The 22,017-nt window shown below is 58.6% G+C and carries 19 protein-coding genes and 1 other RNA gene; 18 read left to right on the top strand and 2 right to left on the bottom strand.

Annotated features, from left to right (window positions below):
- Window positions 1-85 precede the first annotated feature (85 nt).
- Both H8S59_RS06715 and H8S59_RS06710 read right to left on the bottom strand, forming a co-directional pair.
- Window positions 86-457, bottom strand: a complete 372-nt coding sequence (locus tag H8S59_RS06715) for a YraN family protein (RefSeq protein WP_187520900.1) — start codon at window positions 455-457, stop codon at window positions 86-88.
- Window positions 458-2,272: a penicillin-binding protein activator gene (locus tag H8S59_RS06710; protein WP_187520899.1), complete on the bottom strand. Its 1,815-nt coding sequence runs from the start codon at window positions 2,270-2,272 to the stop codon at window positions 458-460.
- A 283-nt stretch (window positions 2,273-2,555) separates the two neighbouring features.
- Between H8S59_RS06710 and rsmI the strand changes: the two genes are divergently transcribed.
- The 18 genes from rsmI to lpxC all read left to right on the top strand — a co-directional run bounded on the left by rsmI (window position 2,556) and on the right by lpxC (window position 21,950).
- A complete protein-coding gene (gene rsmI, locus H8S59_RS06705) occupies window positions 2,556-3,428 on the top strand; it encodes a 16S rRNA (cytidine(1402)-2'-O)-methyltransferase (RefSeq protein ID WP_187520898.1) in 873 nt (290 codons plus the stop codon).
- A gap of 72 nt (window positions 3,429-3,500) precedes the next feature.
- Window positions 3,501-3,859: RNase P RNA component class A (gene rnpB, locus H8S59_RS06700), an RNA gene on the top strand.
- Window positions 3,860-4,164: 305 nt separating this feature from the next.
- Complete coding sequence (mraZ, locus tag H8S59_RS06695; RefSeq protein WP_004881513.1) at window positions 4,165-4,620, top strand: division/cell wall cluster transcriptional repressor MraZ; 456 nt, start codon at window positions 4,165-4,167, stop codon at window positions 4,618-4,620.
- 2 nt (window positions 4,621-4,622) lie between these two features.
- Entirely contained in the window at window positions 4,623-5,564 is a 942-nt protein-coding gene (rsmH, locus tag H8S59_RS06690; protein WP_095096364.1) for a 16S rRNA (cytosine(1402)-N(4))-methyltransferase RsmH, read from the top strand.
- Window positions 5,561-5,854, top strand: coding sequence for a cell division protein FtsL (ftsL, locus tag H8S59_RS06685; protein ID WP_087264853.1), 294 nt, complete (start codon window positions 5,561-5,563; stop codon window positions 5,852-5,854). The genes rsmH and ftsL overlap by 4 nt, the downstream gene beginning before the upstream one ends.
- Window positions 5,851-7,587: a peptidoglycan D,D-transpeptidase FtsI family protein gene (locus H8S59_RS06680; protein ID WP_095096361.1), complete on the top strand. Its 1,737-nt coding sequence runs from the start codon at window positions 5,851-5,853 to the stop codon at window positions 7,585-7,587. Before ftsL ends, H8S59_RS06680 begins: the two co-directional genes overlap by 4 nt.
- The gene (locus H8S59_RS06675) at window positions 7,587-9,050 is read left to right on the top strand and encodes a UDP-N-acetylmuramoyl-L-alanyl-D-glutamate--2,6-diaminopimelate ligase (RefSeq protein WP_187520897.1); all 1,464 of its coding nucleotides are present in this window, start codon (window positions 7,587-7,589) and stop codon (window positions 9,048-9,050) included. The genes H8S59_RS06680 and H8S59_RS06675 overlap by 1 nt, the downstream gene beginning before the upstream one ends.
- Window positions 9,043-10,413, top strand: coding sequence for a UDP-N-acetylmuramoyl-tripeptide--D-alanyl-D-alanine ligase (locus H8S59_RS06670; protein WP_187520896.1), 1,371 nt, complete (start codon window positions 9,043-9,045; stop codon window positions 10,411-10,413). The genes H8S59_RS06675 and H8S59_RS06670 overlap by 8 nt, the downstream gene beginning before the upstream one ends.
- Window positions 10,413-11,495, top strand: a complete 1,083-nt coding sequence (mraY, locus tag H8S59_RS06665; RefSeq protein ID WP_027900240.1) for a phospho-N-acetylmuramoyl-pentapeptide-transferase — start codon at window positions 10,413-10,415, stop codon at window positions 11,493-11,495. The genes H8S59_RS06670 and mraY overlap by 1 nt, the downstream gene beginning before the upstream one ends.
- Before the next feature lie 5 nt (window positions 11,496-11,500).
- Window positions 11,501-12,847 (top strand): UDP-N-acetylmuramoyl-L-alanine--D-glutamate ligase, encoded by a 1,347-nt coding sequence (gene murD, locus H8S59_RS06660; protein ID WP_187520895.1) that lies wholly within the window; start codon window positions 11,501-11,503, stop codon window positions 12,845-12,847.
- On the top strand, window positions 12,844-14,058 hold the full coding sequence (gene ftsW, locus H8S59_RS06655; RefSeq protein ID WP_214658225.1) for a putative lipid II flippase FtsW: 1,215 nt from the start codon (window positions 12,844-12,846) through the stop codon (window positions 14,056-14,058). Before murD ends, ftsW begins: the two co-directional genes overlap by 4 nt.
- Entirely contained in the window at window positions 14,048-15,118 is a 1,071-nt protein-coding gene (gene murG / locus H8S59_RS06650) for an undecaprenyldiphospho-muramoylpentapeptide beta-N-acetylglucosaminyltransferase (protein ID WP_095096346.1), read from the top strand. Before ftsW ends, murG begins: the two co-directional genes overlap by 11 nt.
- A complete protein-coding gene (gene murC / locus H8S59_RS06645; protein ID WP_027900244.1) occupies window positions 15,111-16,571 on the top strand; it encodes a UDP-N-acetylmuramate--L-alanine ligase in 1,461 nt (486 codons plus the stop codon). The genes murG and murC overlap by 8 nt, the downstream gene beginning before the upstream one ends.
- Entirely contained in the window at window positions 16,568-17,527 is a 960-nt protein-coding gene (locus H8S59_RS06640; RefSeq protein ID WP_187520894.1) for a D-alanine--D-alanine ligase, read from the top strand. Before murC ends, H8S59_RS06640 begins: the two co-directional genes overlap by 4 nt.
- A gap of 3 nt (window positions 17,528-17,530) precedes the next feature.
- A complete protein-coding gene (locus H8S59_RS06635) occupies window positions 17,531-18,397 on the top strand; it encodes a cell division protein FtsQ/DivIB (RefSeq protein WP_027900246.1) in 867 nt (288 codons plus the stop codon).
- A gap of 14 nt (window positions 18,398-18,411) precedes the next feature.
- Window positions 18,412-19,671, top strand: coding sequence for a cell division protein FtsA (gene ftsA / locus H8S59_RS06630; protein WP_027900247.1), 1,260 nt, complete (start codon window positions 18,412-18,414; stop codon window positions 19,669-19,671).
- A gap of 67 nt (window positions 19,672-19,738) precedes the next feature.
- Window positions 19,739-20,926, top strand: a complete 1,188-nt coding sequence (ftsZ, locus tag H8S59_RS06625) for a cell division protein FtsZ (RefSeq protein ID WP_095096340.1) — start codon at window positions 19,739-19,741, stop codon at window positions 20,924-20,926.
- 112 nt (window positions 20,927-21,038) lie between these two features.
- Window positions 21,039-21,950 (top strand): UDP-3-O-acyl-N-acetylglucosamine deacetylase, encoded by a 912-nt coding sequence (gene lpxC / locus H8S59_RS06620; RefSeq protein ID WP_027900249.1) that lies wholly within the window; start codon window positions 21,039-21,041, stop codon window positions 21,948-21,950.
- Window positions 21,951-22,017: the final 67 nt, after the last annotated feature.

The raw sequence follows: 22,017 nt of genomic DNA, 5'->3' as shown, positions 1-22,017 counted from the left end.
AAGCGAAATCTGTGTTGGGTGGCGTATTGCGTGAGTCGACGTTTCGGTTCCGGGTTCTGCCCGCATGGCCTGCATACCCGTGATATCAGCTCTCGAATGCATGCTTTATCCAGTTCAAAGGCGGGCCGCCACGGGGATCACCCTCAATGGCTATCACATCGAAACGGCATGCAGCATCTGCCCATCGTGTGTCGCTCTGCAGGAACAATTGTGCTGCCAGAACGAGCTTTTGCTGCTTGCGAAAATCAACGCTTTCCAGCGCTCCGCCCCATCCTGAATGGCGTCGGTAGCGAACTTCGACGAATACTACTGTATCCCCGTCGAGCATGACCAGATCAAGCTCGCCGCGTTTGCATAACCAGTTTTGTGCAATGAGCTGCAAACCTTGCTGCTGTAAATGCTGCAGGGCGCGGGTTTCAGCCTCGCGCCCTGCAGTCTGGCGGGTGTTGCCGGGCATTTACTGAGCGGTATCCGGCAGGCGCTGAATCTTGCCGTCAACGAATTCGGCCCATGGCAATTGACGTTCCACGCGGCGAGCCGGGTTGATGCTCAAGCTGCCGGACAGGCCGTCGATACGGCTTTCAGGCATGGTTTTGAGCTGGCCCAGACGCGGAGCGAGGCGATAGGCATCAACGCCCATTGCGTAGAGGCGGCCCAGGCTGCCAGACGCTTGTGGCCACTGGGTAACGACCTGCTGACGCAGCGGGTCATTGGCATTGAGCAACCACGGGGTTTCGCAGAAGCGTACGCCGTTGAGGTCCATGTATTGCGCGTGATCGTTGCTGTTTGTGAACAGGTGCGACGTGGCATAGACCGGAACATCACCTGCGTACTGGAAAACCATGGTTGGCTTGATCTGCTGCGCCTGTTGCGGCGTCGCGGCCAGGAACATGAAGTCAATGTCCTGACGACGTGTCGGTTGGGCAGCCACTTGAGTTCCTACGGTGCTCTGCAGGCGTTGCGCGCGGCCTTCGCTGTTGCGCAACTGGAACAGATCGGCAACCTGTTGCGCCAGTGCAACGGGTTGGTCAACGTGTTCAGCCGCGATCAACGTACCGCCTTTGGCTTGCCAGCTTTGACGGAAAGCGTCGAGAACGCGGTCGCCCCATTCACCTTTAGGCACCATCGCAACAGCGCTGCGCTTGCCGTCGGCCCAGGCACGGCGTGCTACTTCGCGGGCTTCGTCTTCAGCGGATAGACCGAACTGGAACAGTTGCTGCGGGCCTGCCGGGCCTGCGTCACTGTAGTTCAGCGCCAATGTAGTGATAGGCAGTTGCGGGCGGGTGCTCAGCTGTTTGACCAGTGGTTTTTCCAGTGGGCCGACAACCAGTTGCACGCCTGCGGCTTGAGCTTCGCGGTAAAACTCGTCCATCGAGGTCAGGCGCGAGCTATCGAATACCTGAATGGCTGGAGGATTCTGACCGGCCTGTTGCGCCTGATAGTGCGCGGCCATGAAGCCTTCACGCAGTGCCTTGGCGACCGCAGCGAGCGGACCTTCCTGTGGCAGCAGCAGTGCGATTTTGGTCAGCGGTTCGCTGGTCAGTGCACGCAGTTGGGCCAGTGTCGTGGGCAGTTGGATAGCGGCGGGGTGCTTTGGATTCTGTGCTTTCCAGGTGTCGATAGCTGCTTGCTGCTGTTCCAGTGTGCCAGCGCCTTTGATGCTGCGCGCGAGGCTTAGCCAGCCGCCCAGATCATCTGTCGCGTTGCTTTGCAGTTGCTCCGGAGGCAGTGCCGCAACGAGTTTCCAGATAGCTTCGTTGTTGGCGCTCAGGTCATTGCCTTGCAGCAATGGACCCACGAAGACTCGCTCGCTGATTGCAGGGAGGATCTGGCCATCAGCTTCGAGTGCGCGAGCACGAACGGTGTGGGTCCGAATCTGTTGTTCAACGGACAGCTCGCTCAGGCGTTGCAGGCTTGGATGGCTCAGTGCCGTCAGGGCTGCTTTTGGCTGATTGCGGCCCATCGCCAGTTCAGCGTCGAGGGTGGCTGCAAACACCTGCTGACCAGGCTTGAGCAATTCAATCTGCACTTGCGTGAGGATTTGCGCAGCGCGGCCGGGATTGTTCTGCCGATTGGCCAGGTCCGCGGCGCTGAGTCGGAGCAGGGAGGCCTGTTCCGGGGTTTTCGCGGCGACTGCCTGATCGAGTAACTGCTCGATGCTGGCGTCAGGGGTGCGTGGAAGTTCGCCAAGGCTGGACGAAGGCGAGCTGGCGCAAGCCGCCAACAGGGCAGCAAGGCAGAGGGCAGAGAACAGCCGCAGGCAAGCGATCATGTTTATGTTCCTGATACTCGAGCAAATTAGCGGGGAATTGTACCCAAGCACTGGCATGGGTGCGACGTCGTTAACATTTAAAGCAGTGATATAAGTCGCATTGCCTGATTACGCGGGGTAATACGGCGGTTACGAGGTGTTGCGCTGGCAGGTATCGGGCGCCAATCATGACTTTTCCTCCCTTTTTCAGGTCTTCCTTGAGTCTGCGAGTCATTGGTCGCGGTCGTAGTCTGTACAATGATGACCTTCACCCTTAAGGGTAACAAATCATGAGGTCTGCGCTTTGACTGCTCCAGTTGCTTTGAATTCCGCCGCGGGCTCGCTTTATGTAGTGGCCACGCCAATCGGCAATCTGGATGACATGAGCGTGCGTGCATTGAAGGTTTTGCGTGAGGTGGCGCTGATCGCCGCCGAGGATACTCGTCACTCGTCACGATTGATGCAGCATTTCGGCATCCCTACGCCTCTGGCTGCGTGTCACGAGCATAACGAGCGCGAAGAAGGCAGTCGGTTTATCACTCGTTTGCTGGCGGGCGATGACGTTGCGCTGATCTCCGATGCGGGCACGCCACTGATCTCTGATCCGGGATATCACTTGGTGCGTCAGGCTCGCGCGGCGGGTATTGCGGTGGTTCCGGTGCCAGGCGCATGCGCATTGATCGCTGCGCTTTCAGCAGCCGGTTTGCCATCTGACCGCTTTATCTTTGAGGGCTTCTTGCCGGCCAAGGCTGTAGGTCGTCGCGCTCGCCTGGAGTTGCTCAAGGAAGAACCACGGACACTGATCTTCTATGAAGCGCCGCATCGTATTCTCGAATGTCTGCAGGATCTGGAACTGGTCTTCGGTGCCCAGCGGCCTGCGCTGCTTGCCCGTGAGCTGACTAAAACCTTCGAAACCCTCAAAGGGTTGCCGCTCGCTGAGCTGCGTGAGTTCGTCGAAAGCGACAGCAACCAGCAGCGCGGCGAGTGTGTGGTGTTGGTGGCGGGCTGGACCGAGCCTGAAGATGAAGACGTTATTGGTAGCGAAGCACGACGGATTCTGGATTTGCTGCTTGGAGAAATGCCGCTCAAGCGCGCCGCAGCCCTGGCGGCAGAGATTACCGGCGTGCGTAAAAATCTGCTTTATCAAGTGGCTCTGGACAAGCAAAAGGGCGAATAAATCCCTGAGCTGAGAGTCTGCGGCGTATTAAAGCTTGTTCTGAGGGGGCTGTGCCGCTAACCTTGTCGGCGGAGAGTCGATTGGACAGTCGCTGCCTCTTATTGTTCGCAATTAAGGGGGGGAGGAAAGTCCGGGCTCCATAGGGCGGAGTGCCAGGTAACGCCTGGGAGGCGTGAGCCTACGGAAAGTGCCACAGAAAATAACCGCCTAAGCGCTTCGGCGCCGGTAAGGGTGAAAAGGTGCGGTAAGAGCGCACCGCGCGTCTGGCAACAGTTCGTGGTCAAGGTAAACCCCACTCGGAGCAAGACCAAATAGGGTTCCTAGGCGTGGCCCGCGCTGGAACCGGGTAGGTTGCTAAAGACGTCCAGTGATGGCCGTCGTAGAGGAATGACTGTCCTCGACAGAACCCGGCTTACAGATCGACTCTCCACCTTTTTTCCCCTCTCGTTTCAACAGCATTGCCCCCTCCGTAATATCAAAAAAATCTTAAACCTCACAAATCACTTTAAGTTCGCGCTGCAGCGTTTTGAGCTGTGTCGGAATTTTCCGTAAGACCCCTCCTGAAATTCGCGCTAACCGTCCGATATCGCTCCTAAATCCCAGTTATGTAAGGGTTTTCCTTAAGACCGTGCCTTGACTGTGTGGTGGGCGGGTTCCTATAGTGTGCGCAAGTGGCAGAAAGTGGCGCGAAGTGGGTTTTTTTAACGCAAAAAGTTAGAATTCGGAGAAAGCGCCTGTGTTTCGTGGTGCAAACGCTATCAATCTCGACGCAAAGGGCCGTCTCGCTATGCCGAGCCGGTACCGTGACGAGTTGGATTCGCGTAGCGCCGGGCAATTGATCGTGACCATTGACGCCGTTGACCCTTGCTTATGCCTTTATCCGCTCTCCGAATGGGAGCTGATTGAGGCGAAATTGCGTGAGCTTGCAACCTTCCGTGAAGAAAACCGCCGCCTGCAGCGTTTGCTGATCGGTAATGCGGTTGATCTGGAGCTGGATGGCAGCGGGCGTTTTCTGGTTCCGCCGCGCCTCCGTGAATATGCCAAGTTGGACAAGCGCGTGATGTTAGTGGGCCAGCTCAACAAGTTTCAACTGTGGGACGAGGACGCCTGGAACGCTCTTGCTGATGCGGATCTGGCGGCCATTCAACAACCGGGCGCGATGCCTGATGAATTACGTGATCTGATCCTGTGACTATGAATAGCGGCTTTACCCACATCACCGTACTGCTCGACGAAGCCGTAGAGGCTCTCGCGGTGCGTGCTGATGGCTGCTATATGGATGGCACATTCGGGCGCGGTGGGCATAGCCGACTCGTACTGCAGAAGCTCGGCCCTGATGGCCGATTGCTGGGATTCGACAAAGATCCTCAAGCAATTGCCACCGGGCAAGCGCTAGCGGCCGAAGACGGCCGCTTTGTCATTGTGCAGCGCAGCTTCGCTGAATTGGGCTCGGAGGCTCAAGCACGCGGCATTGCGGGCAAGGTCAGCGGAATTCTGCTGGACCTTGGCGTCTCCTCGCCGCAGCTTGATGACCCGGAGCGCGGCTTCAGCTTCATGAATGATGGTCCGCTGGACATGCGTATGGACCCGACCCGTGGCGTCAGTGCTGCGGAGTTCATCGCCACCGCACCCGTCGAAGAAATTGCCCGCGTGTTCAAGGAATACGGCGAAGAGCGTTTCGCCAAGCGTATGGCCGGTGCCGTGGTTGCCCGCCGTGAAGTGCAGCCTTTCGAGCGCACGGCAGATCTGGCCGAGGTGCTCAAGGTCGCCAATCCTGCCTGGGAAAAAGGCAAGAACCCCGCCACTCGTGCTTTCCAGGGCTTGCGCATTCACGTCAATAACGAGTTGGGCGATCTGGAAGCGGGTCTTGACGCTGCGCTTGACGCGCTGGAAGTAGGCGGGCGTCTGGTTGTCATCAGCTTCCATTCCCTTGAAGACCGCATCGTCAAGCTGTTCATGCGCAAACTCGTCAAGGGTGAAGCGGATAACATGCCGCGCAACCTGCCGATCCAGTACAAGGCCTTCGAGCCGAAGATCAAACTCATCGGCAAAGCTCAATTCGCCTCGGACGAAGAAACCAAAGCCAACCCACGCTCGCGCAGCGCTGTCATGCGTGTCGCGGAGAAGCTCAGGTGAGCCGTCTGTTCCTCAAGCCTTTGCCAGGCGGCAGCTTCTTCATGCTGCTGCTGTTCCTTGCCGTCCTCGTTTCGGCCATCGGTGTTTCCTACAGTGCTCACTGGAACCGTCAGTTGCTCAACTCGCTTTACTCCGAGCTGAGTATTCGTGACAAGGCGCAGGCTGAATGGGGTCGTCTGATTCTCGAGCAGAGCACCTGGACAGCCCATAGCCGCATCGAAACCCTCGCCACTGAACAACTGAAGATGCGCATCCCGAGCGCTGCTGAAGTGCGGATGGTGGCGCCATGATGAAGCTCGACGGCGCACTTTATCCATGGCGCTTTCGCGTCGTTGTCGGCCTGTTGCTGGCACTGGTCGCGGCTATCTGCTGGCGCATCATCGACCTGCAAGTGGTTGATCACACGTTCCTCAAGGAGCAGGGTGACGCGCGCAGTCTTCGGCATATTCCTATTCCGGCACACCGTGGCTTGATCACCGATCGTAATGGCGAGCCTTTGGCTGTCAGTACACCGGTAACGACCTTGTGGGCCAACCCGAAAGAAATGCAGCTGGACAAGAGCAAGTGGGCTGTTCTGGCGACTGCATTGGGGCAGGATCCCAAGGCGCTGACCGAGCGCCTCGACGCCCAGGCCGGTAAAGAATTCATCTACCTGGTTCGCGGCCTGACGCCTGAGCATGGTCAGGCTGTGCTTGATCTGAAAGTGCCAGGCGTTTACGGCATTGAAGAGTTCCGCCGCTTTTACCCGGCAGGCGACGTGACCGCCCACATGGTTGGCTTTACTGACCTTGACGACCACGGTCGCGAAGGCGTTGAGTTGGCCTACGACGACTGGCTCGCTGGTGTGCCCGGCAAACGGCAGGTCATCAAGGACAGGCGCGGACGACTCATCAAAGACGTTCAGGTCACCAAAAACGCCAAGGCTGGAAAGACCGTGGCGTTGTCTATTGATCTGCGTCTGCAATACCTCGCCACTCGCGAGCTGCGTAACGCAATTGTCGAGAACGAAGCCAAGGCAGGCAGCATGGTGATCATGGACGTGAAGACCGGCGAAGTGTTGGCCATGGTCAACTCCCCGACTTACAACCCGAACAACCGTCGCACCATGGTTCCGGCAGCCATGCGTAACCGGGCGATCATTGACGTGTTCGAGCCTGGTTCGACCATGAAACCGATCTCCATGACCGCCGCGCTGGACAGTGGTCGCTGGAAACCTACTGACAAGGTTGAGGTTTATCCAGGCACGTTGCAGATCGGCAAATACACGATCCGCGACGTGACCAAAACCGAAGGCCCGGTTCTCGACTTGACCGGCATTCTGATCAACTCCAGTAACGTCGGCATGAGCAAGGTCGCGTTCGATGTGGGTGGCGAAGCGATCTTCCAGGCCATGCAGCGCGTCGGTCTGGGGCAGTACACCGGTCTGGGCTTCCCGGGTGAACGTGTCGGTAACTTGCCGAATTATCGTGAGTGGCGCAAGGCGGAAACTGCAACGCTATCTTACGGCTACGGTTTGTCCGTGACGGCGCTGCAACTGGTGCACGCCTATGCGGCCATCGCTAACAACGGCCGCATCGTGCCGTTGACCATTCTGAAAAGCGACAAACCGCCGGTGGCAACTCAGGCAATTCCGGAGCAGACCGCCAAGACCCTGCAAACCATGCTGCAGGCCGTGATTGAAGATTCTCGTGGTGTTTATCGCGCACGCGTTCCTTCGTATCACGTGGCAGGCAAGAGTGGTACGGCACGTAAAACATCGGTTGGCACCAAGGGCTACGCAGAAAACTCCTATCGCTCGCTGTTCGCGGGCTTCGGTCCGATGAGCAACCCACGCTACGCCGTGGTTGTGGTCATTGATGAGCCAAGCAAGGGCGGCTACTACGGCGGTCTGGTATCGGCACCTGTGTTCAGCAAGGTCATGTCCGGCACCCTGCGTCTGATGAACGTGACACCTGACAACCTCGCTCCGATTCCCGCCGAGCAGGTCAATGCAGCTCCAGTCGTTAAAGGAGGGCGTGGTTGATGTCGTCCAGCCTGAACAAGATTTTCGCCCATGCCTCCAGCGATCTGATGATTCGCGAGTTGACGCTGGACAGCCGTAACGTCCGCGGTGGCGACCTGTTTCTTGCGGTTCCCGGTGGCAACTTCGATGGTCGCGATCACATCGCCGATGCATTGAAGCGTGGCGCTGCGGCCGTAGCTTATGAAGTTGAAGGCGCGAAAGTGCTGCCGATCACCGATGTACCGCTGATCCCGGTCAAAGGCCTGGCTGCGCAGTTGTCGGATATCGCCGGGCGTTTTTATGGTGATCCGAGTCGCAGCCTGAATCTGGTTGGCGTAACCGGCACCAACGGTAAAACCAGCGTCACCCAATTGGTCGCGCAAGCAATGGACCTGCTGGGTCAGCATTGCGGCATCGTCGGCACTTTGGGCACTGGTTTTTACGGTTCATTGCAGAGCGGCCGGCACACCACGCCAGACCCTATCGCGGTGCAGGCAACGCTTTCGGATCTGAGAAAAGCCGGCGCGCGTGCAGTGGCAATGGAAGTGTCTTCCCACGGTCTGGATCAAGGCCGCGCAACCGCGTTGGCCTTTGATGTTGCAGTGCTCACCAATTTGTCCCGTGACCATCTGGACTACCACGGCACCATGGAAGCTTACGGCGCGGCCAAAGCCAAGCTGTTCGCCTGGTCCGATCTGCGTTGCCGCGTGATTAATATCGACGATGACTTCGGTCGTACGCTGGCGGCTGAAAAGCGCGAGTCCCGGCTCATTACTTATAGCCTGGAAGACTCCAGGGCTTATTTGTATTGCCGCGATGCAAAATTCGATGATGAAGGTGTTCGCGCCACACTGGTCACGCCGCAGGGTCAACACCTGTTGCGCAGCAGTCTGCTGGGCCGTTTCAACCTGAGCAACGTACTTGGCGCAGTGGGCGCATTGCTGGGGCTGGATTACGCCCTGGACGAAATTCTCAAGGTCCTGCCAAAGCTGGAAGGCCCGGTAGGGCGCATGCAGCGTCTGGGTGGCGGTGAGAAGCCGCTGGTGGTGGTCGATTATGCCCACACCCCGGATGCTCTGGAAAAAGTGCTGACCGCTTTGCGTCCGCACGCCAAAGGCCGCTTGCTGTGCCTGTTCGGCTGCGGTGGTGATCGTGATCGCGGCAAGCGTCCGCTGATGGCTGAAGTCGTTGAGCGTCTGGCTGATGGTGTCCTTGTCACTGATGACAACCCTCGCACTGAAGCGCCAGCGCAGATATTCGACGACATTCGTCAAGGTTTCAGCGCCGCGCAAAACGTTCGTTTCGTTGAAGGTCGTGGTCAGGCAATTGCCGAAATGATCGCCAGCGCCGCGGCCACTGATGTGATTGTGCTCGCAGGTAAAGGCCACGAGGACTATCAGGAAATCAACGGTCAGCGCCAGCCATTCTCCGACCTGGAAGAAGCGGCCAAGGCGTTGGACGCGTGGGAGGTGACGAATGCTTAAGCCGCTATCTCTCAGTGAATTGACCACGGTGCTTGATGCGCGTCTTGTGGGCGATGACCGTACATTCGATGGCGTGAGCATCGACAGCCGCGCTATTAGTCCAGGTCAGCTGTTCGTAGCGCTGACCGGCCCGCGTTTTGACGGTCATGACTACCTCGATCAAGTTGCAGCCAAAGGCGCGGTAGGTGCATTGGTCGAGCACGAAATCCCGGGCGCCGTATTGCCGCAACTGGTGGTGCTCGATTCCCGCAAGGCGCTCGCCCAGTTGGGTGCGCTCAATCGCAATGCGTTTGTCGACAGGCCAGTTGCAGCCATTACCGGTTCCAGCGGCAAAACCACTGTTAAAGAAATGCTCGCCAGCGTCATGCGCACACGCGGTCCGGTTCTGGCCACCCGTGGCAACCTGAACAACGAGCTGGGCGTTCCGCTGACCCTCCTTGAACTGGCGCCTGAGTACTCGGCTGCCGTCATCGAAATGGGCGCGTCTCGTGTGGGTGAAATCGCTTTCACGGTCAGCCTGACCAAGCCTCACGTAGCGCTGATTACCAATGCGGGTACTGCCCACGTCGGCGAGTTTGGCGGACCTGAAAAAATAGTCGAAGCCAAAGGCGAAATCCTTGAAGGCCTCGATAGCTTTGGCGTCGCCGTTCTTAATAAAGAAGACAAGGCTTTCCCGATCTGGGCAGCCCGTGCAGGTGATCGCCGGATCGTGAGCTTCGCGATTGCCGATCAAAGCGCCGATTTTCATGCGCAGGAACTGAGCCTTGATGCTCGGGGTTGCCCTGGCTTCCTGCTGAACAGCCCACTGGGCTCGGCGCCGGTGCAGCTCAATCTGCTGGGTACGCATAATGTGGCCAATGCGTTGGCTGCGGCCGCTGCGGGTCATGCGATGGGTGTCGATCTGAACGGCATCGTTGCCGGGCTCAATGCTGTGCAGCCGGTCAAAGGCCGCACTGTTGCGCAAATCGGGCTCAATGGCGTGCGCGTCATCGATGACACCTACAACGCGAATCCGAGCTCCATCAATGCTGCCGTAGACATTCTCACCGGTTTCTCCGGCCGTACCGTGCTGGTCCTCGGTGACATCGGCGAGTTGGGCGATTGGGCCGAACAAGGTCATCGCGACGTCGGTGCCTATGCCTCTGGCAAGGTCTCGGCGCTGTACGCCGTTGGTCCATTGATGGCCCACGCTGTCAGTGCCTTCGGCGAGCATGCGCGGCATTTTGCCAATCAGACTGACCTGATCGCTGCGCTGGGCGCCGAACAGGATCCTCAAACCACTATTTTGATTAAGGGCTCGCGGAGCGCTGCGATGGAAAACGTCGTTGCTGCTCTCTGCGGTTCTAGCCTGGAGACACATTAATGCTGCTGCTGCTGGCCGAGTTTCTGCAACAGTTCCACAAAGGCTTCGCGGTCTTCCAATACCTGACCCTGCGCGGGATTCTCGGCGTGCTCACCGCATTGTCGCTCTCGCTGTGCCTGGGCCCATGGATGATCCGTGCATTGCAGATGCGCCAGATCGGTCAATCCGTTCGTAATGACGGGCCACAGTCTCACCTGTCCAAATCCGGTACGCCGACCATGGGCGGCGCGTTGATTCTTTCTTCCATCGGCATCAGCACCTTGCTCTGGGCTGACCTGAGCAATCGCTATGTCTGGGTGGTGCTGCTGGTGACCTTGTTGTTCGGCGGCATTGGCTGGGTGGACGATTACCGCAAAGTTATCGAAAAGAACTCGAAAGGCCTGCCGAGCCGCTGGAAGTATTTCTGGCAGTCGGTGTTTGGCTTGTGCGCGGCGATCTTCCTCTATGTAACAGCGCCTTCAGCGGTAGAAACCACGCTGATCATTCCGATGTTCAAAGACGCCAGTATTGCGCTGGGCATCGGTTTTATCGTGCTGACCTATTTCGTGATCGTGGGCTCCAGCAACGCGGTCAACCTGACCGACGGCCTGGACGGTCTGGCGATTCTGCCAACCGTGCTCGTCGGCGGCGCGCTGGGCATCTTCTGCTACCTGTCGGGTAACGTGAAGTTCGCCGAGTACCTGCTGATTCCTTATGTACCGGGCGCAGGCGAGTTGATTGTGTTCTGCGGGGCATTGATCGGTGCCGGGCTTGGTTTTCTCTGGTTCAACACTTACCCGGCCCAGGTTTTCATGGGCGATGTAGGCGCGCTGGCACTCGGTGCAGCGCTGGGCACTATTGCCGTCATCGTTCGTCAGGAAATCGTCCTGTTCATCATGGGCGGCGTGTTCGTGATGGAAACCCTGTCAGTCGTCATTCAGGTTGCATCCTTTAAATTGACCGGCCGCCGGGTTTTCCGCATGGCACCGATCCACCACCACTTTGAACTCAAGGGCTGGCCCGAGCCGCGTGTGATCGTCCGTTTCTGGATCATTACCGTGATTCTCGTGTTGATCGGCCTCGCCACGCTGAAACTGAGGTAGAACGAGTGTCTCTTATCGCTTCAGACCATTTCCGCATCATTGTCGGCCTCGGCAAGAGCGGCATGTCCCTGGTTCGCTTTCTGGCGAGCCGGGGCGTGTCGTTTGCCGTGGCCGATACGCGGGAAAATCCACCGGAGCTGGCGACCTTGCGTCGTGACTATCCGCAGGTGGATGTGCGTTGTGGCGAACTGGACGTTGAATTCCTGTGCCGTGCCAACGAGCTTTACGTGAGCCCGGGTCTCGCACTGGCGACACCGGCGTTGCAGCAAGCAGCTGCGCGTGGCGTGAAGCTGTCCGGCGACATCGAGCTGTTTGCCCGTAACGCCAAGGCCCCGATCATTGCGATCACTGGCTCCAACGCCAAAAGCACTGTTACCACGCTGGTTGGCGAGATGGCTGCAGCGGCGGGCAAGCGCGTTGCGGTCGGCGGCAATCTGGGTACGCCCGCGCTGGATTTGCTCAGCGACGATGTCGAACTCTATGTGATGGAGCTTTCCAGCTTTCAACTGGAAACCACTGATCAACTCGGCGCAGAAGTGGCGACCGTGTTGAACATCAGTGAAGACCACATGGACCGCTACAGCGGTTTGCCTGCTTACCACCTGGCCAAGCACCGGGTATTCCGTGGTGCTCGTCAGGTAGTGGTCAACCGTCAGGACGTTCTGACCCGGCCGTTGATTGGTGAAGGTCTGCCGTGCTGGACCTTTGGCCTGAACAAACCCGATTTCCATGGCTTTGGTTTGCGCGAAGAAGACGGCGAAAAATATCTCGCCTTCCAATTCGACAACCTGATGCCTGTACGCGAATTGAAAATCCGTGGCGCTCATAATCAGGCCAACGCTCTGGCTGCGCTTGCGCTGGGCCACGCTGTCGGTTTGCCGATGGACGCGATGCTTTCCAGTCTGCGCACGTTTGGCGGCCTTGAGCATCGCTGCCAATGGCTGCGTGAGCGCAATGGCGTGAGCTATTACGACGACTCCAAGGCCACCAACGTTGGCGCCGCACTGGCCGCCATCGAAGGCCTGGGCGCAGACATCGAAGGCAAACTGGTGTTGATCGCCGGTGGTGATGGCAAGGGTGCCGACTTCAGTGGTCTGCGTGCTCCGGTTGCTGCCAACTGCCGCGCTGTGGTGCTGATCGGCCGCGACGCCGAACTGATCGCTCAGGCGTTGGGCGATGGCGTGGAACTGGTCCGGGTTGCGACGCTTGAAGAGGCTGTGTTGCGTTGCGCCGAGATCGCGCAGGCGGGTGACGCCGTGTTGTTGTCCCCGGCATGCGCGAGTTTTGACATGTTCAAGAACTACGAAGAGCGCGGTCGTCTGTTCGCGCAAGCCGTGGGGGAATTGTCATGATCTTCGGCGTAATCAAGCCGTTCCCGTCCCCGATAATCAGCGGTCGTGGCGTTGATGTCGACTTCCCCATGCTGGCCGGCTGCCTGGCCCTGCTGGGCCTGGGGCTGGTGATGATCACCTCTGCTTCCTCGGAAGTGGCGGCCGTGAACTCCGGCAACACCCTCTACATGATGACTCGCCATTTGATCTACATGATCATCGGCATCTTCGCCTGCGGCTTGACCATGATGATTCCGGTTGCCACCTGGCAGCGTTTGGGCTGGATGATGCTGTTGGGCGCATTCGGTCTGCTGGTCATGGTGCTGGTTCCAGGGGTTGGCCGTGAGGTAAACGGCTCGATGCGCTGGATCGGCTTCGGCATGTTCAACGTTCAGCCGTCGGAGATTGCCAAAGTCTTCGTGGTGATTTTCCTTGCCGGTTATCTGATTCGTCGCCAGCAGGAAGTTCGCGAGAGCTGGATGGGCTTCTTCAAGCCATTTATCGTCCTGCTGCCAATGGCCGGTCTGTTGCTCATGGAGCCCGACTTCGGTGCCACCGTCGTGATGATGGGCGCCGCGGCCGCCATGTTGTTCCTCGGTGGCGTAGGGCTGTTCCGTTTCAGTCTGATGGTGGCTTTGGCGGTCGGCGCGGTGTTCGTGCTGGTTCAGGCGCAACCGTATCGGATGGCACGTCTGATTACCTTTACCGACCCGTGGTCCGATCAATTCGGTTCCGGCTACCAGTTGACTCAGGCATTGATCGCGTTTGGGCGCGGAGAGTGGCTGGGCGTTGGTCTGGGTAACAGCGTACAGAAGCAGTTCTATCTGCCAGAGGCCCACACTGACTTCGTGTTCTCGGTACTCGCCGAAGAGCTGGGCGTTGTGGGTTCACTGTTGACCGTCGCGCTGTTCGTGTTCGTCAGTATCCGCGCCATGTACATCGGCATGTGGGCCGAGCGCGCCAAGCAGTTCTTCGGCGCTTACGTGGCTTACGGTCTGGCCTTCCTGTGGATCGGCCAGTTCCTGATCAACATCGGTGTGAACGTCGGCCTGTTGCCAACCAAAGGTCTGACCCTGCCGTTCCTCAGCTACGGCGGCAGCTCGTTGGTGATCTGCTGCGCAAGCCTGGGCCTGCTGCTGCGGATCGAGTGGGAATCGCGCAACAACATGGGCAGCGAAGAAGCGGAATTCAATGAAAGTGACTTCGCCGAGGAGCCTAACCATGGACGCTAACGTGCTGATCATGGCAGGTGGCACCGGCGGCCACGTATTCCCGGCGCTGGCATGCGCGCGCGAGTTTCAGGCCCGTGGTTACAAGGTTCACTGGCTGGGGACGCCCCGCGGAATTGAGAACGAACTGGTGCCACAGGCCGGGTTTGCCCTGCACCTGATCAACGTCACCGGTTTGCGTGGCAAGGGCCGGTTGTCCTTGCTAAAGGCGCCGCTGATGCTGCTCAAGGCATTGATGCAGGCCCGCAAAGTCGTGCGTGAGCTCAAGCCGGTTTGCGTGGTGGGCTTTGGTGGTTACGTCACCGGCCCGGGCGGCCTTGCCGCGAAGCTGGGCAAAGTCCCTCTGATCATTCATGAGCAGAACGCGGTTGCGGGTACTGCCAATCGCAGTCTGGCCTCGTTCGCCAGCCGTGTATGTGAGGCGTTCCCGAATACCTTCGCGGCTTCCGAAAAACGCCGCACCACGGGTAACCCGGTGCGTGTCGAGCTGTTTCTGGAAACCCCGCGTCAGGCACTGGCCGGGCGCAAAGCACGCTTGCTGGTACTGGGCGGTAGCCTGGGTGCCGAGCCGCTGAACAAATTATTGCCGGAGGCGCTTTCGCTGGTGCCTGTCGAGCTGCGGCCTGAAGTGTTTCATCAGGCTGGCAAGAATCACGACGAAATCACCTCAGAGCGTTATCGCACTGCCGGTGTCGAGGCGCAGGTCGCCCCGTTCATCAAAGACATGGCCCAAGCCTATGGCTGGGCCGACCTGGTGGTCTGTCGCGCAGGCGCGCTGACCATCAGTGAATTGGCGGCGGCCGGACTGCCCTCGCTGTTGGTGCCGTTGCCCCATGCGATCGACGACCACCAGTCCCGTAACGCCGACTATCTGGCCCACGAAGGCGCAGCCTTCGTCATGCCACAAGCGACAACTGGTGCAGCCGATATGGCGGCGCGCCTGAAAGAGGTTTTGATGCAACCCGAACAACTCACCACCATGGCGCGTACCGCCCGCCGGCTGGCCAAGCCTGATGCGACCAATACCGTTGTAGATATCTGTCTGGAGGTGGCTCATGGTTGAGAATCAACGCGCGATGCCACAGCCGGAAATGCGCCGTATTCGTCGCATCCACTTCGTCGGTATCGGCGGCGTTGGCATGTGCGGGATTGCCGAGGTTTTGCTGAACCTGGGCTATGAAGTCTCCGGTTCCGATCTGAAGGCCTCTCCGGTGACCGAGCGTCTGGAGTCCTTTGGTGCTCACATCTTCATCGGCCACCGCGCAGAGAACACCGTAGGCGCTGATGTGCTGGTGGTTTCCAGTGCCGTGAACACCTCCAACCCGGAAGTGGCGACCGCCCTTGAGCGTCGTATTCCGGTGGTGCCGCGTGCCGAGATGCTGGCCGAGCTGATGCGTTATCGCCACGGTATTGCCGTTGCCGGGACGCATGGCAAAACCACCACCACCAGCCTGATCGCTTCGGTGTTCGCGGCCGGTGGTCTGGACCCGACGTTTGTGATTGGCGGTCGTCTCAACGCTGCCGGTACCAACGCGCAATTGGGCACCAGCCGCTACCTGATTGCCGAAGCCGATGAAAGCGATGCCAGCTTCCTGCACCTGCAGCCGCTGGTTGCCGTCGTCACCAACATCGACGCCGATCACATGGCGACCTACGAAGGCGACTTCAACAAGCTGAAGAAAACCTTCGTCGAGTTCCTGCACAACCTGCCTTTCTATGGTTTGGCGGTGGTGTGTATCGATGATCCGGTCGTGCGTGAAATCCTGCCACAGGTCAAGCGTCCGACCGTGACCTACGGCTTCAGCGAAACGGCCGACGTGCGCGCCATCAATGTGCGCCAGGAAGGCATGCTGACGTTCTTCACCGTATTACGTCGCGACCGCGAGCCGCTGGACGTATCGGTGAACATGCCGGGCAATCACAACGTACTCAACTCGCTGGCAACCATCGCCATCGCGACGGATGAAGGCGTCAGCGACGAAGCCATTGTCCAGGGGCTGTCGGGTTTCCAGGGTGTCGGTCGACGCTTCCAGGTTTATGGCGAGCTACCGGTCGAAGGTGGCAATGTCATGCTGGTCGATGACTACGGTCACCACCCTCGCGAAGTCGCTGCGGTGATCAACGCTGTGCGTGGCGGCTGGCCGGATCGCCGTCTGGTCATGGTTTATCAGCCCCACCGTTTTAGCCGGACCCGTGATCTGTACGACGATTTCGTGCAAGTGCTGGCTGAGGCCAACGTGCTGTTGCTGATGGAAGTCTACCCGGCAGGTGAAGAGCCGATTCCAGGTGCGGACAGCCGCAACCTGTGCCACAGCATTCGTCAGCGTGGTCAGTTGGACCCTATCTACATTGATCGCGGTGTCGAGCTGGCGCCGTTGGTCAAGCCTCTGCTGCGTGCGGGTGACATCCTGCTGTGCCAGGGCGCTGGTGATATCGGCGGGCTGGCTCCGCAACTGCTGAGAAGCCCCTTGTTCGCGGGTGCTGTCATCGCGCCTACCGAAGGGAAGCTGAAATGACTGCGCAACTGCAATCGTCCCTGCTCTCGACGCCGGAGCCGAAATCGTTCGGCCGCGTTGCCGTGCTGTTCGGTGGCAAGAGTGCTGAGCGGCCGGTTTCCTTGAAGTCCGGGCAAGCGGTGTTGCAAGCGTTGCAGAGCGCGGGTGTCGATGCATTCGGCATCGATGTTGGCGACGACTTCCTGCAGCGTCTGGTCAGTGAAAAGATTGATCGTGCGTTCATTGTCCTGCACGGGCGCGGTGGCGAAGACGGCACCATGCAAGGCTTGTTGGAGTGTCTGGAAATTCCTTACACCGGCAGCGGCGTACTGGCTTCAGCGCTGGCCATGGACAAGCTGCGGACCAAGCAGGTCTGGCAGAGTCTTGGCCTGCCAACGCCTTTGCACGCAGTGCTTGGCAGTCAATCGGATTGTATTTCTGCAGCTGCGGAACTGGGCCTGCCTTTGATCGTCAAACCGGCTCATGAAGGTTCCAGTATCGGTATGGCGAAGGTGACCAGCGTCGAGGAATTGATCGTCGCGTGGAAAGCCGCCAGTACCTACGATTCGCAAGTTTTGGTTGAGCAATGGATTCAAGGTCCGGAGTTCACCATCGCATCGCTGCGTGGCCAGGTATTGCCTCCCATCGGCCTGGGCACTCCCCACAGTTTTTACGACTACGACGCCAAGTACGTGGCTGACGATACCCAGTATCGGATTCCGTGCGGCCTCGATGACACCAAGGAACAGGAACTCAAGCAACTGACCGCTCGTGCATGCGAAGCCGTTGGCGTTACCGGCTGGGCGCGTACTGATGTCATGCAGGACGCAAACGGCAAGTTCTGGCTGCTGGAAGTGAACACCGTACCCGGGATGACCGATCACAGTCTGGTGCCGATGGCAGCCGGTGCTGCAGGTCTGGATTTTCAGCAACTGGTGTTGGCGATTCTGGCCGACAGCGTCCAGGCGCGAGGTTAAGTCATGAACGCGACGGCGCGTCATCAGCCTCCAGCATCCGGCCGCAAGCCGGTGCCGCGTGGTGCCAGTCGCACGGTGACCAGAGAGCCGCTTTCGGCACGTGTGCCGAAAGCCAAAGTGGGCGGGTTCTTCAAGAAACTGGGTTGGTTGATATTGATGGTTGCGCTGGGTTACGGCGTTTACGAGGGCGCGCAACGGTTGCTGCCTTACGCCGACCGGCCGATCACCAAGATCAACGTTCAGGGCGACCTGAGCTATATCAGCCAGCAGGCGGTGCAGCAGCGGATCGCGCCTTATGTCGCGGCGAGCTTCTTCACCATCGACCTCGCTGCCATGCGCAGCGAGCTGGAAAAGATGCCATGGATTGCTCACGCAGAAGTACGACGTGTATGGCCGGATCAAGTAGTGATCCGTCTGGAAGAACAACTGCCAGTGGCGCGCTGGGGTGATGAAGCTTTGCTCAACAACCAGGGCGAAGCGTTTACACCACGTGAACTGGCCAATTACGAACATCTGCCGCAATTGTTTGGCCCGCAGCGGGCTCAGCAGCAGGTGATGCAGCAGTATCAGGTGTTGAGTCAGATGTTGCGCCCAATGGGGTTCTCCATCGCTCGGCTGGAATTACGTGAGCGTGGTAGCTGGTTTTTGACCACGGGTGCGGGCAGTGCGGGACCCGGTATCGAGTTGTTGCTGGGACGCGATCACCTTGTAGAAAAAATGCGCCGTTTTATCGCCATTTACGACAAAACGCTTAAAGAACAGATCACGAATATTGCGCGCGTCGATCTGCGTTACTCCAACGGCCTTGCCGTCGGATGGCGCGAGCAGGCAGCGCCTCCGACGGACAAACCCGCCGTCGCGAAGAATTGACAAGAGGCAGGACCATGGCAAACGTGCAAAGCGGCAAAATGATCGTTGGCTTGGATATCGGCACCTCCAAGGTGGTGGCGCTGGTAGGCGAAGTCGCGGCCGATGGCACGCTGGAAATCGTCGGTATCGGTACCCATCCATCCCGCGGCCTGAAGAAGGGCGTGGTGGTGAATATCGAGTCCACCGTTCAGTCGATCCAGCGCGCAGTGGAGGAAGCTCAGCTGATGGCGGGCTGCCGTATTCACTCGGCGTTCGTCGGCGTAGCGGGCAACCACATTCGCAGCCTGAACTCCCACGGCATCGTCGCGATCCGTGATCGTGAAGTCAGCTCGGCGGACCTGGAGCGCGTACTTGATGCTGCCCAGGCGGTTGCGATTCCGGCTGACCAGCGCGTGCTGCACACCTTGCCGCAGGATTACGTGATCGATAACCAGGAAGGCGTTCGCGAGCCACTGGGCATGTCGGGCGTACGTCTTGAAGCCAAAGTGCATGTGGTGACGTGTGCTGTGAACGCTGCGCAGAACATCGAGAAGTGCGTACGTCGCTGTGGTCTGGAAATCGACGACATCATTCTGGAACAGCTCGCTTCGGCTTACTCGGTGCTGACCGACGACGAAAAAGAGCTGGGCGTGTGCCTTGTGGATATCGGTGGCGGTACCACCGACATCGCAATCTTCACCGAGGGCGCGATTCGCCACACGGCGGTGATCCCGATTGCCGGTGATCAAGTCACCAACGACATCGCCATGGCCTTGCGTACACCGACGCAATATGCCGAAGAAATCAAGATCCGTTACGCCTGCGCCCTGGCCAAACTGGCCGGTGCCGGTGAAACCATCAAAGTGCCAAGCGTTGGCGACCGTCCACCCCGCGAACTGTCGCGTCAGGCCTTGGCCGAAGTGGTCGAGCCGCGCTACGACGAGCTGTTCACCCTGATCCAGGCGGAACTGCGTCGCAGTGGCTACGAAGATCTTATCCCGGCCGGCATCGTGCTGACCGGCGGTACCTCGAAAATGGAAGGCGCGGTCGAGCTGGCCGAGGAAATCTTCCATATGCCGGTGCGCCTGGGTGTGCCGCATAGCGTCAAAGGGCTCGCAGATGTCGTGCGTAACCCGATTTATTCCACCGGTGTCGGCTTGTTGCTGTACGGCCTGCAAAAGCAGTCTGACGGTTTCTCTTTGTCTGGCATCAGTAGTAGCAGTAGCGGCTATGGAGATGAGCCTAAAGCTCCAGTGCTTGAACGCTTCAAGCGCTGGGTGCAAGGCAACTTCTAAGCCTCAAGGCAGTAATGGCAGCAGTGGGCACCAGGCAAAAAAACTAGAGAATGAAAGGAGAGGGAAAATGTTCGAACTCGTAGACAACGTCCCGCAAAGCCCGGTAATCAAAGTTATCGGTGTGGGTGGTGGTGGCGGCAACGCCGTTAATCACATGGTCAAGAGCAACATCGAAGGCGTGGAATTCATCTGCGCCAACACCGATGCTCAAGCGCTGAAAAACATTGGCGCGCGGACCATCCTGCAACTGGGTACCGGCGTCACCAAAGGTCTTGGCGCTGGCGCCAACCCTGAAGTAGGTCGTCAGGCTGCTCTGGAAGATCGTGAGCGCATTGCAGAAGTTCTGCAGGGCACCAACATGGTTTTCATCACCACTGGCATGGGCGGCGGTACCGGTACCGGTGCAGCTCCGATCATTGCTGAAGTGGCCAAGGAAATGGGCATCCTCACCGTAGCGGTGGTGACTCGTCCGTTCCCGTTCGAAGGTCGCAAGCGTATGCAGATCGCCGATGAAGGCATCCGCATGCTGTCTGAAAGCGTCGACTCGTTGATCACCATTCCTAACGAGAAGCTGCTGACCATCCTCGGTAAAGACGCCAGCCTGCTGTCGGCTTTCGCCAAGGCAGACGATGTACTGGCCGGTGCCGTTCGCGGTATCTCCGACATCATCAAGCGTCCGGGCATGATCAACGTCGACTTCGCCGACGTACGTACCGTGATGAGCGAGATGGGTATGGCGATGATGGGCACTGGCTGCGCCAGCGGTCCGAACCGTGCACGTGAAGCGACTGAGGCAGCCATTCGTAACCCGCTGCTCGAAGACGTTAACCTGCAGGGCGCTCGCGGCATCCTGGTCAACATCACTGCCGGTCCTGACCTGTCTCTGGGTGAGTACTCGGACGTGGGTAGCATCATCGAAGCGTTCGCCTCCGAGCACGCAATGGTCAAGGTCGGTACCGTTATCGATCCGGACATGCGCGACGAGCTGCACGTGACTGTGGTTGCCACAGGCCTGGGCGCGAAAATCGAGAAGCCTATGAAGGTTATCGACAACACCCTGCAAACTGCCCAGCCGTCTCAGGCTCAGCCTGCTGCAGCTCGTCAGGAAGCCCCTTCGGTGAACTACCGCGACCTGGATCGTCCTACCGTGATGCGCAATCAGGCTCACGCAGGCGCTACAGCCGCAAAAATGAGCCCGAATGACGATCTGGATTACCTGGACATCCCGGCTTTCCTGCGTCGTCAGGCTGATTGATGAAATGTATCAGGGGTATTAGGGTGATTGGTGTTCAGCAAAGGCCGGGTCTGCTATTATCGCCAGCCTTTGTTGATACCAGTTCGCAACTTGCGCTGAAGCGGCCAATGCCATGATTAAACAACGCACCCTGAAAAATATTATCCGTGCCACAGGTGTCGGTCTGCACTCCGGGGAGAAGGTTTACCTGACCCTCAAGCCTGCACCTGTGGATACCGGTATCGTGTTCGTACGTGCTGACCTCGACCCCGTCGTGCACATTGCTGCCCGTGCGGAAAACGTCGGTGACACCACTCTGTCGACCACGCTGGTCAGCGGTGATGTCAAAGTCGACACCGTAGAACATTTGCTCTCGGCCATGGCTGGCCTGGGCATCGATAACGCTTACGTTGAACTCTCTGCCTCCGAAGTTCCAATCATGGATGGCAGCGCGGGGCCCTTCGTATTCCTGATTCAGTCGGCTGGCCTGGAAGAACAGGACGCGCCGAAAAAATTCATCCGGATCCTGCGGGAAGTCACACTGGAAGAGGGCGGTAAACGCGCTACTTTCGTGCCTTTCGAAGGATTCAAAGTCAGTTTCGAGATCGATTTCGATCATCCGGTCTTCCGCGATCGCACACAGAGTGCAAGCGTGGACTTTTCCAGCACTTCCTTCGTGAAGGAAGTCAGCCGTGCCCGAACCTTCGGGTTCATGAGTGACATCGAGTACCTGCGCAAGCACAACCTCGCACTCGGCGGCAGTGTGGAAAATGCCATCGTGGTGGATAAGGATGGCGTACTGAACGAAGACGGCCTGCGTTACGAGGACGAATTCGTCAAACACAAGATTCTTGATGCAATTGGTGACCTTTACCTGCTGGGCAACAGCCTGATAGGTGAGTTCATTGGCTTCAAGTCGGGGCATGCACTGAACAACCGTCTTCTGCGTAAATTGATCGCAGAGACAGACGCTTGGGAAGTTGTGACCTTCGAAGATGCCAGTACTGCACCGATTTCTTACATGCGCCCTGTAGCGGCCGTGTAAGGACAGCTTTACTCTCCTTCCTTTTTGTTGTTTTTAAAGGCTGCCCTCGGGCGGCCTTTTTTTATTG

The organism is Pseudomonas folii, from assembly GCF_014357575.1.
Lineage (GTDB): Bacteria > Pseudomonadota > Gammaproteobacteria > Pseudomonadales > Pseudomonadaceae > Aquipseudomonas > Aquipseudomonas folii.
Note: the sequence above shows the minus strand (reverse complement) of the source record. Positions and strands in the feature narration are given on the sequence as shown.

Bases quoted from the DNA above. Each gene is read 5' to 3' on its own strand.
- H8S59_RS06715 (WP_187520900.1), bottom strand. From the start codon at position 457: ATGCCCGGCAACACCCGCCAGACTGCAGGGCGCGAGGCTGAAACCCGC.
- H8S59_RS06710 (WP_187520899.1), bottom strand. From the start codon at position 2,272: ATGATCGCTTGCCTGCGGCTGTTCTCTGCCCTCTGCCTTGCTGCCCTG.
- rsmH (WP_095096364.1), top strand. From the start codon at position 4,623: ATGAATAGCGGCTTTACCCACATCACCGTACTGCTCGACGAAGCCGTA.
- H8S59_RS06680 (WP_095096361.1), top strand. From the start codon at position 5,851: ATGATGAAGCTCGACGGCGCACTTTATCCATGGCGCTTTCGCGTCGTT.
- H8S59_RS06675 (WP_187520897.1), top strand. From the start codon at position 7,587: ATGTCGTCCAGCCTGAACAAGATTTTCGCCCATGCCTCCAGCGATCTG.
- H8S59_RS06670 (WP_187520896.1), top strand. From the start codon at position 9,043: ATGCTTAAGCCGCTATCTCTCAGTGAATTGACCACGGTGCTTGATGCG.
- mraY (WP_027900240.1), top strand. From the start codon at position 10,413: ATGCTGCTGCTGCTGGCCGAGTTTCTGCAACAGTTCCACAAAGGCTTC.
- ftsW (WP_214658225.1), top strand. From the start codon at position 12,844: ATGATCTTCGGCGTAATCAAGCCGTTCCCGTCCCCGATAATCAGCGGT.
- murG (WP_095096346.1), top strand. From the start codon at position 14,048: ATGGACGCTAACGTGCTGATCATGGCAGGTGGCACCGGCGGCCACGTA.
- murC (WP_027900244.1), top strand. From the start codon at position 15,111: ATGGTTGAGAATCAACGCGCGATGCCACAGCCGGAAATGCGCCGTATT.
- H8S59_RS06640 (WP_187520894.1), top strand. From the start codon at position 16,568: ATGACTGCGCAACTGCAATCGTCCCTGCTCTCGACGCCGGAGCCGAAA.
- H8S59_RS06635 (WP_027900246.1), top strand. From the start codon at position 17,531: ATGAACGCGACGGCGCGTCATCAGCCTCCAGCATCCGGCCGCAAGCCG.
- ftsA (WP_027900247.1), top strand. From the start codon at position 18,412: ATGGCAAACGTGCAAAGCGGCAAAATGATCGTTGGCTTGGATATCGGC.
- ftsZ (WP_095096340.1), top strand. From the start codon at position 19,739: ATGTTCGAACTCGTAGACAACGTCCCGCAAAGCCCGGTAATCAAAGTT.
- lpxC (WP_027900249.1), top strand. From the start codon at position 21,039: ATGATTAAACAACGCACCCTGAAAAATATTATCCGTGCCACAGGTGTC.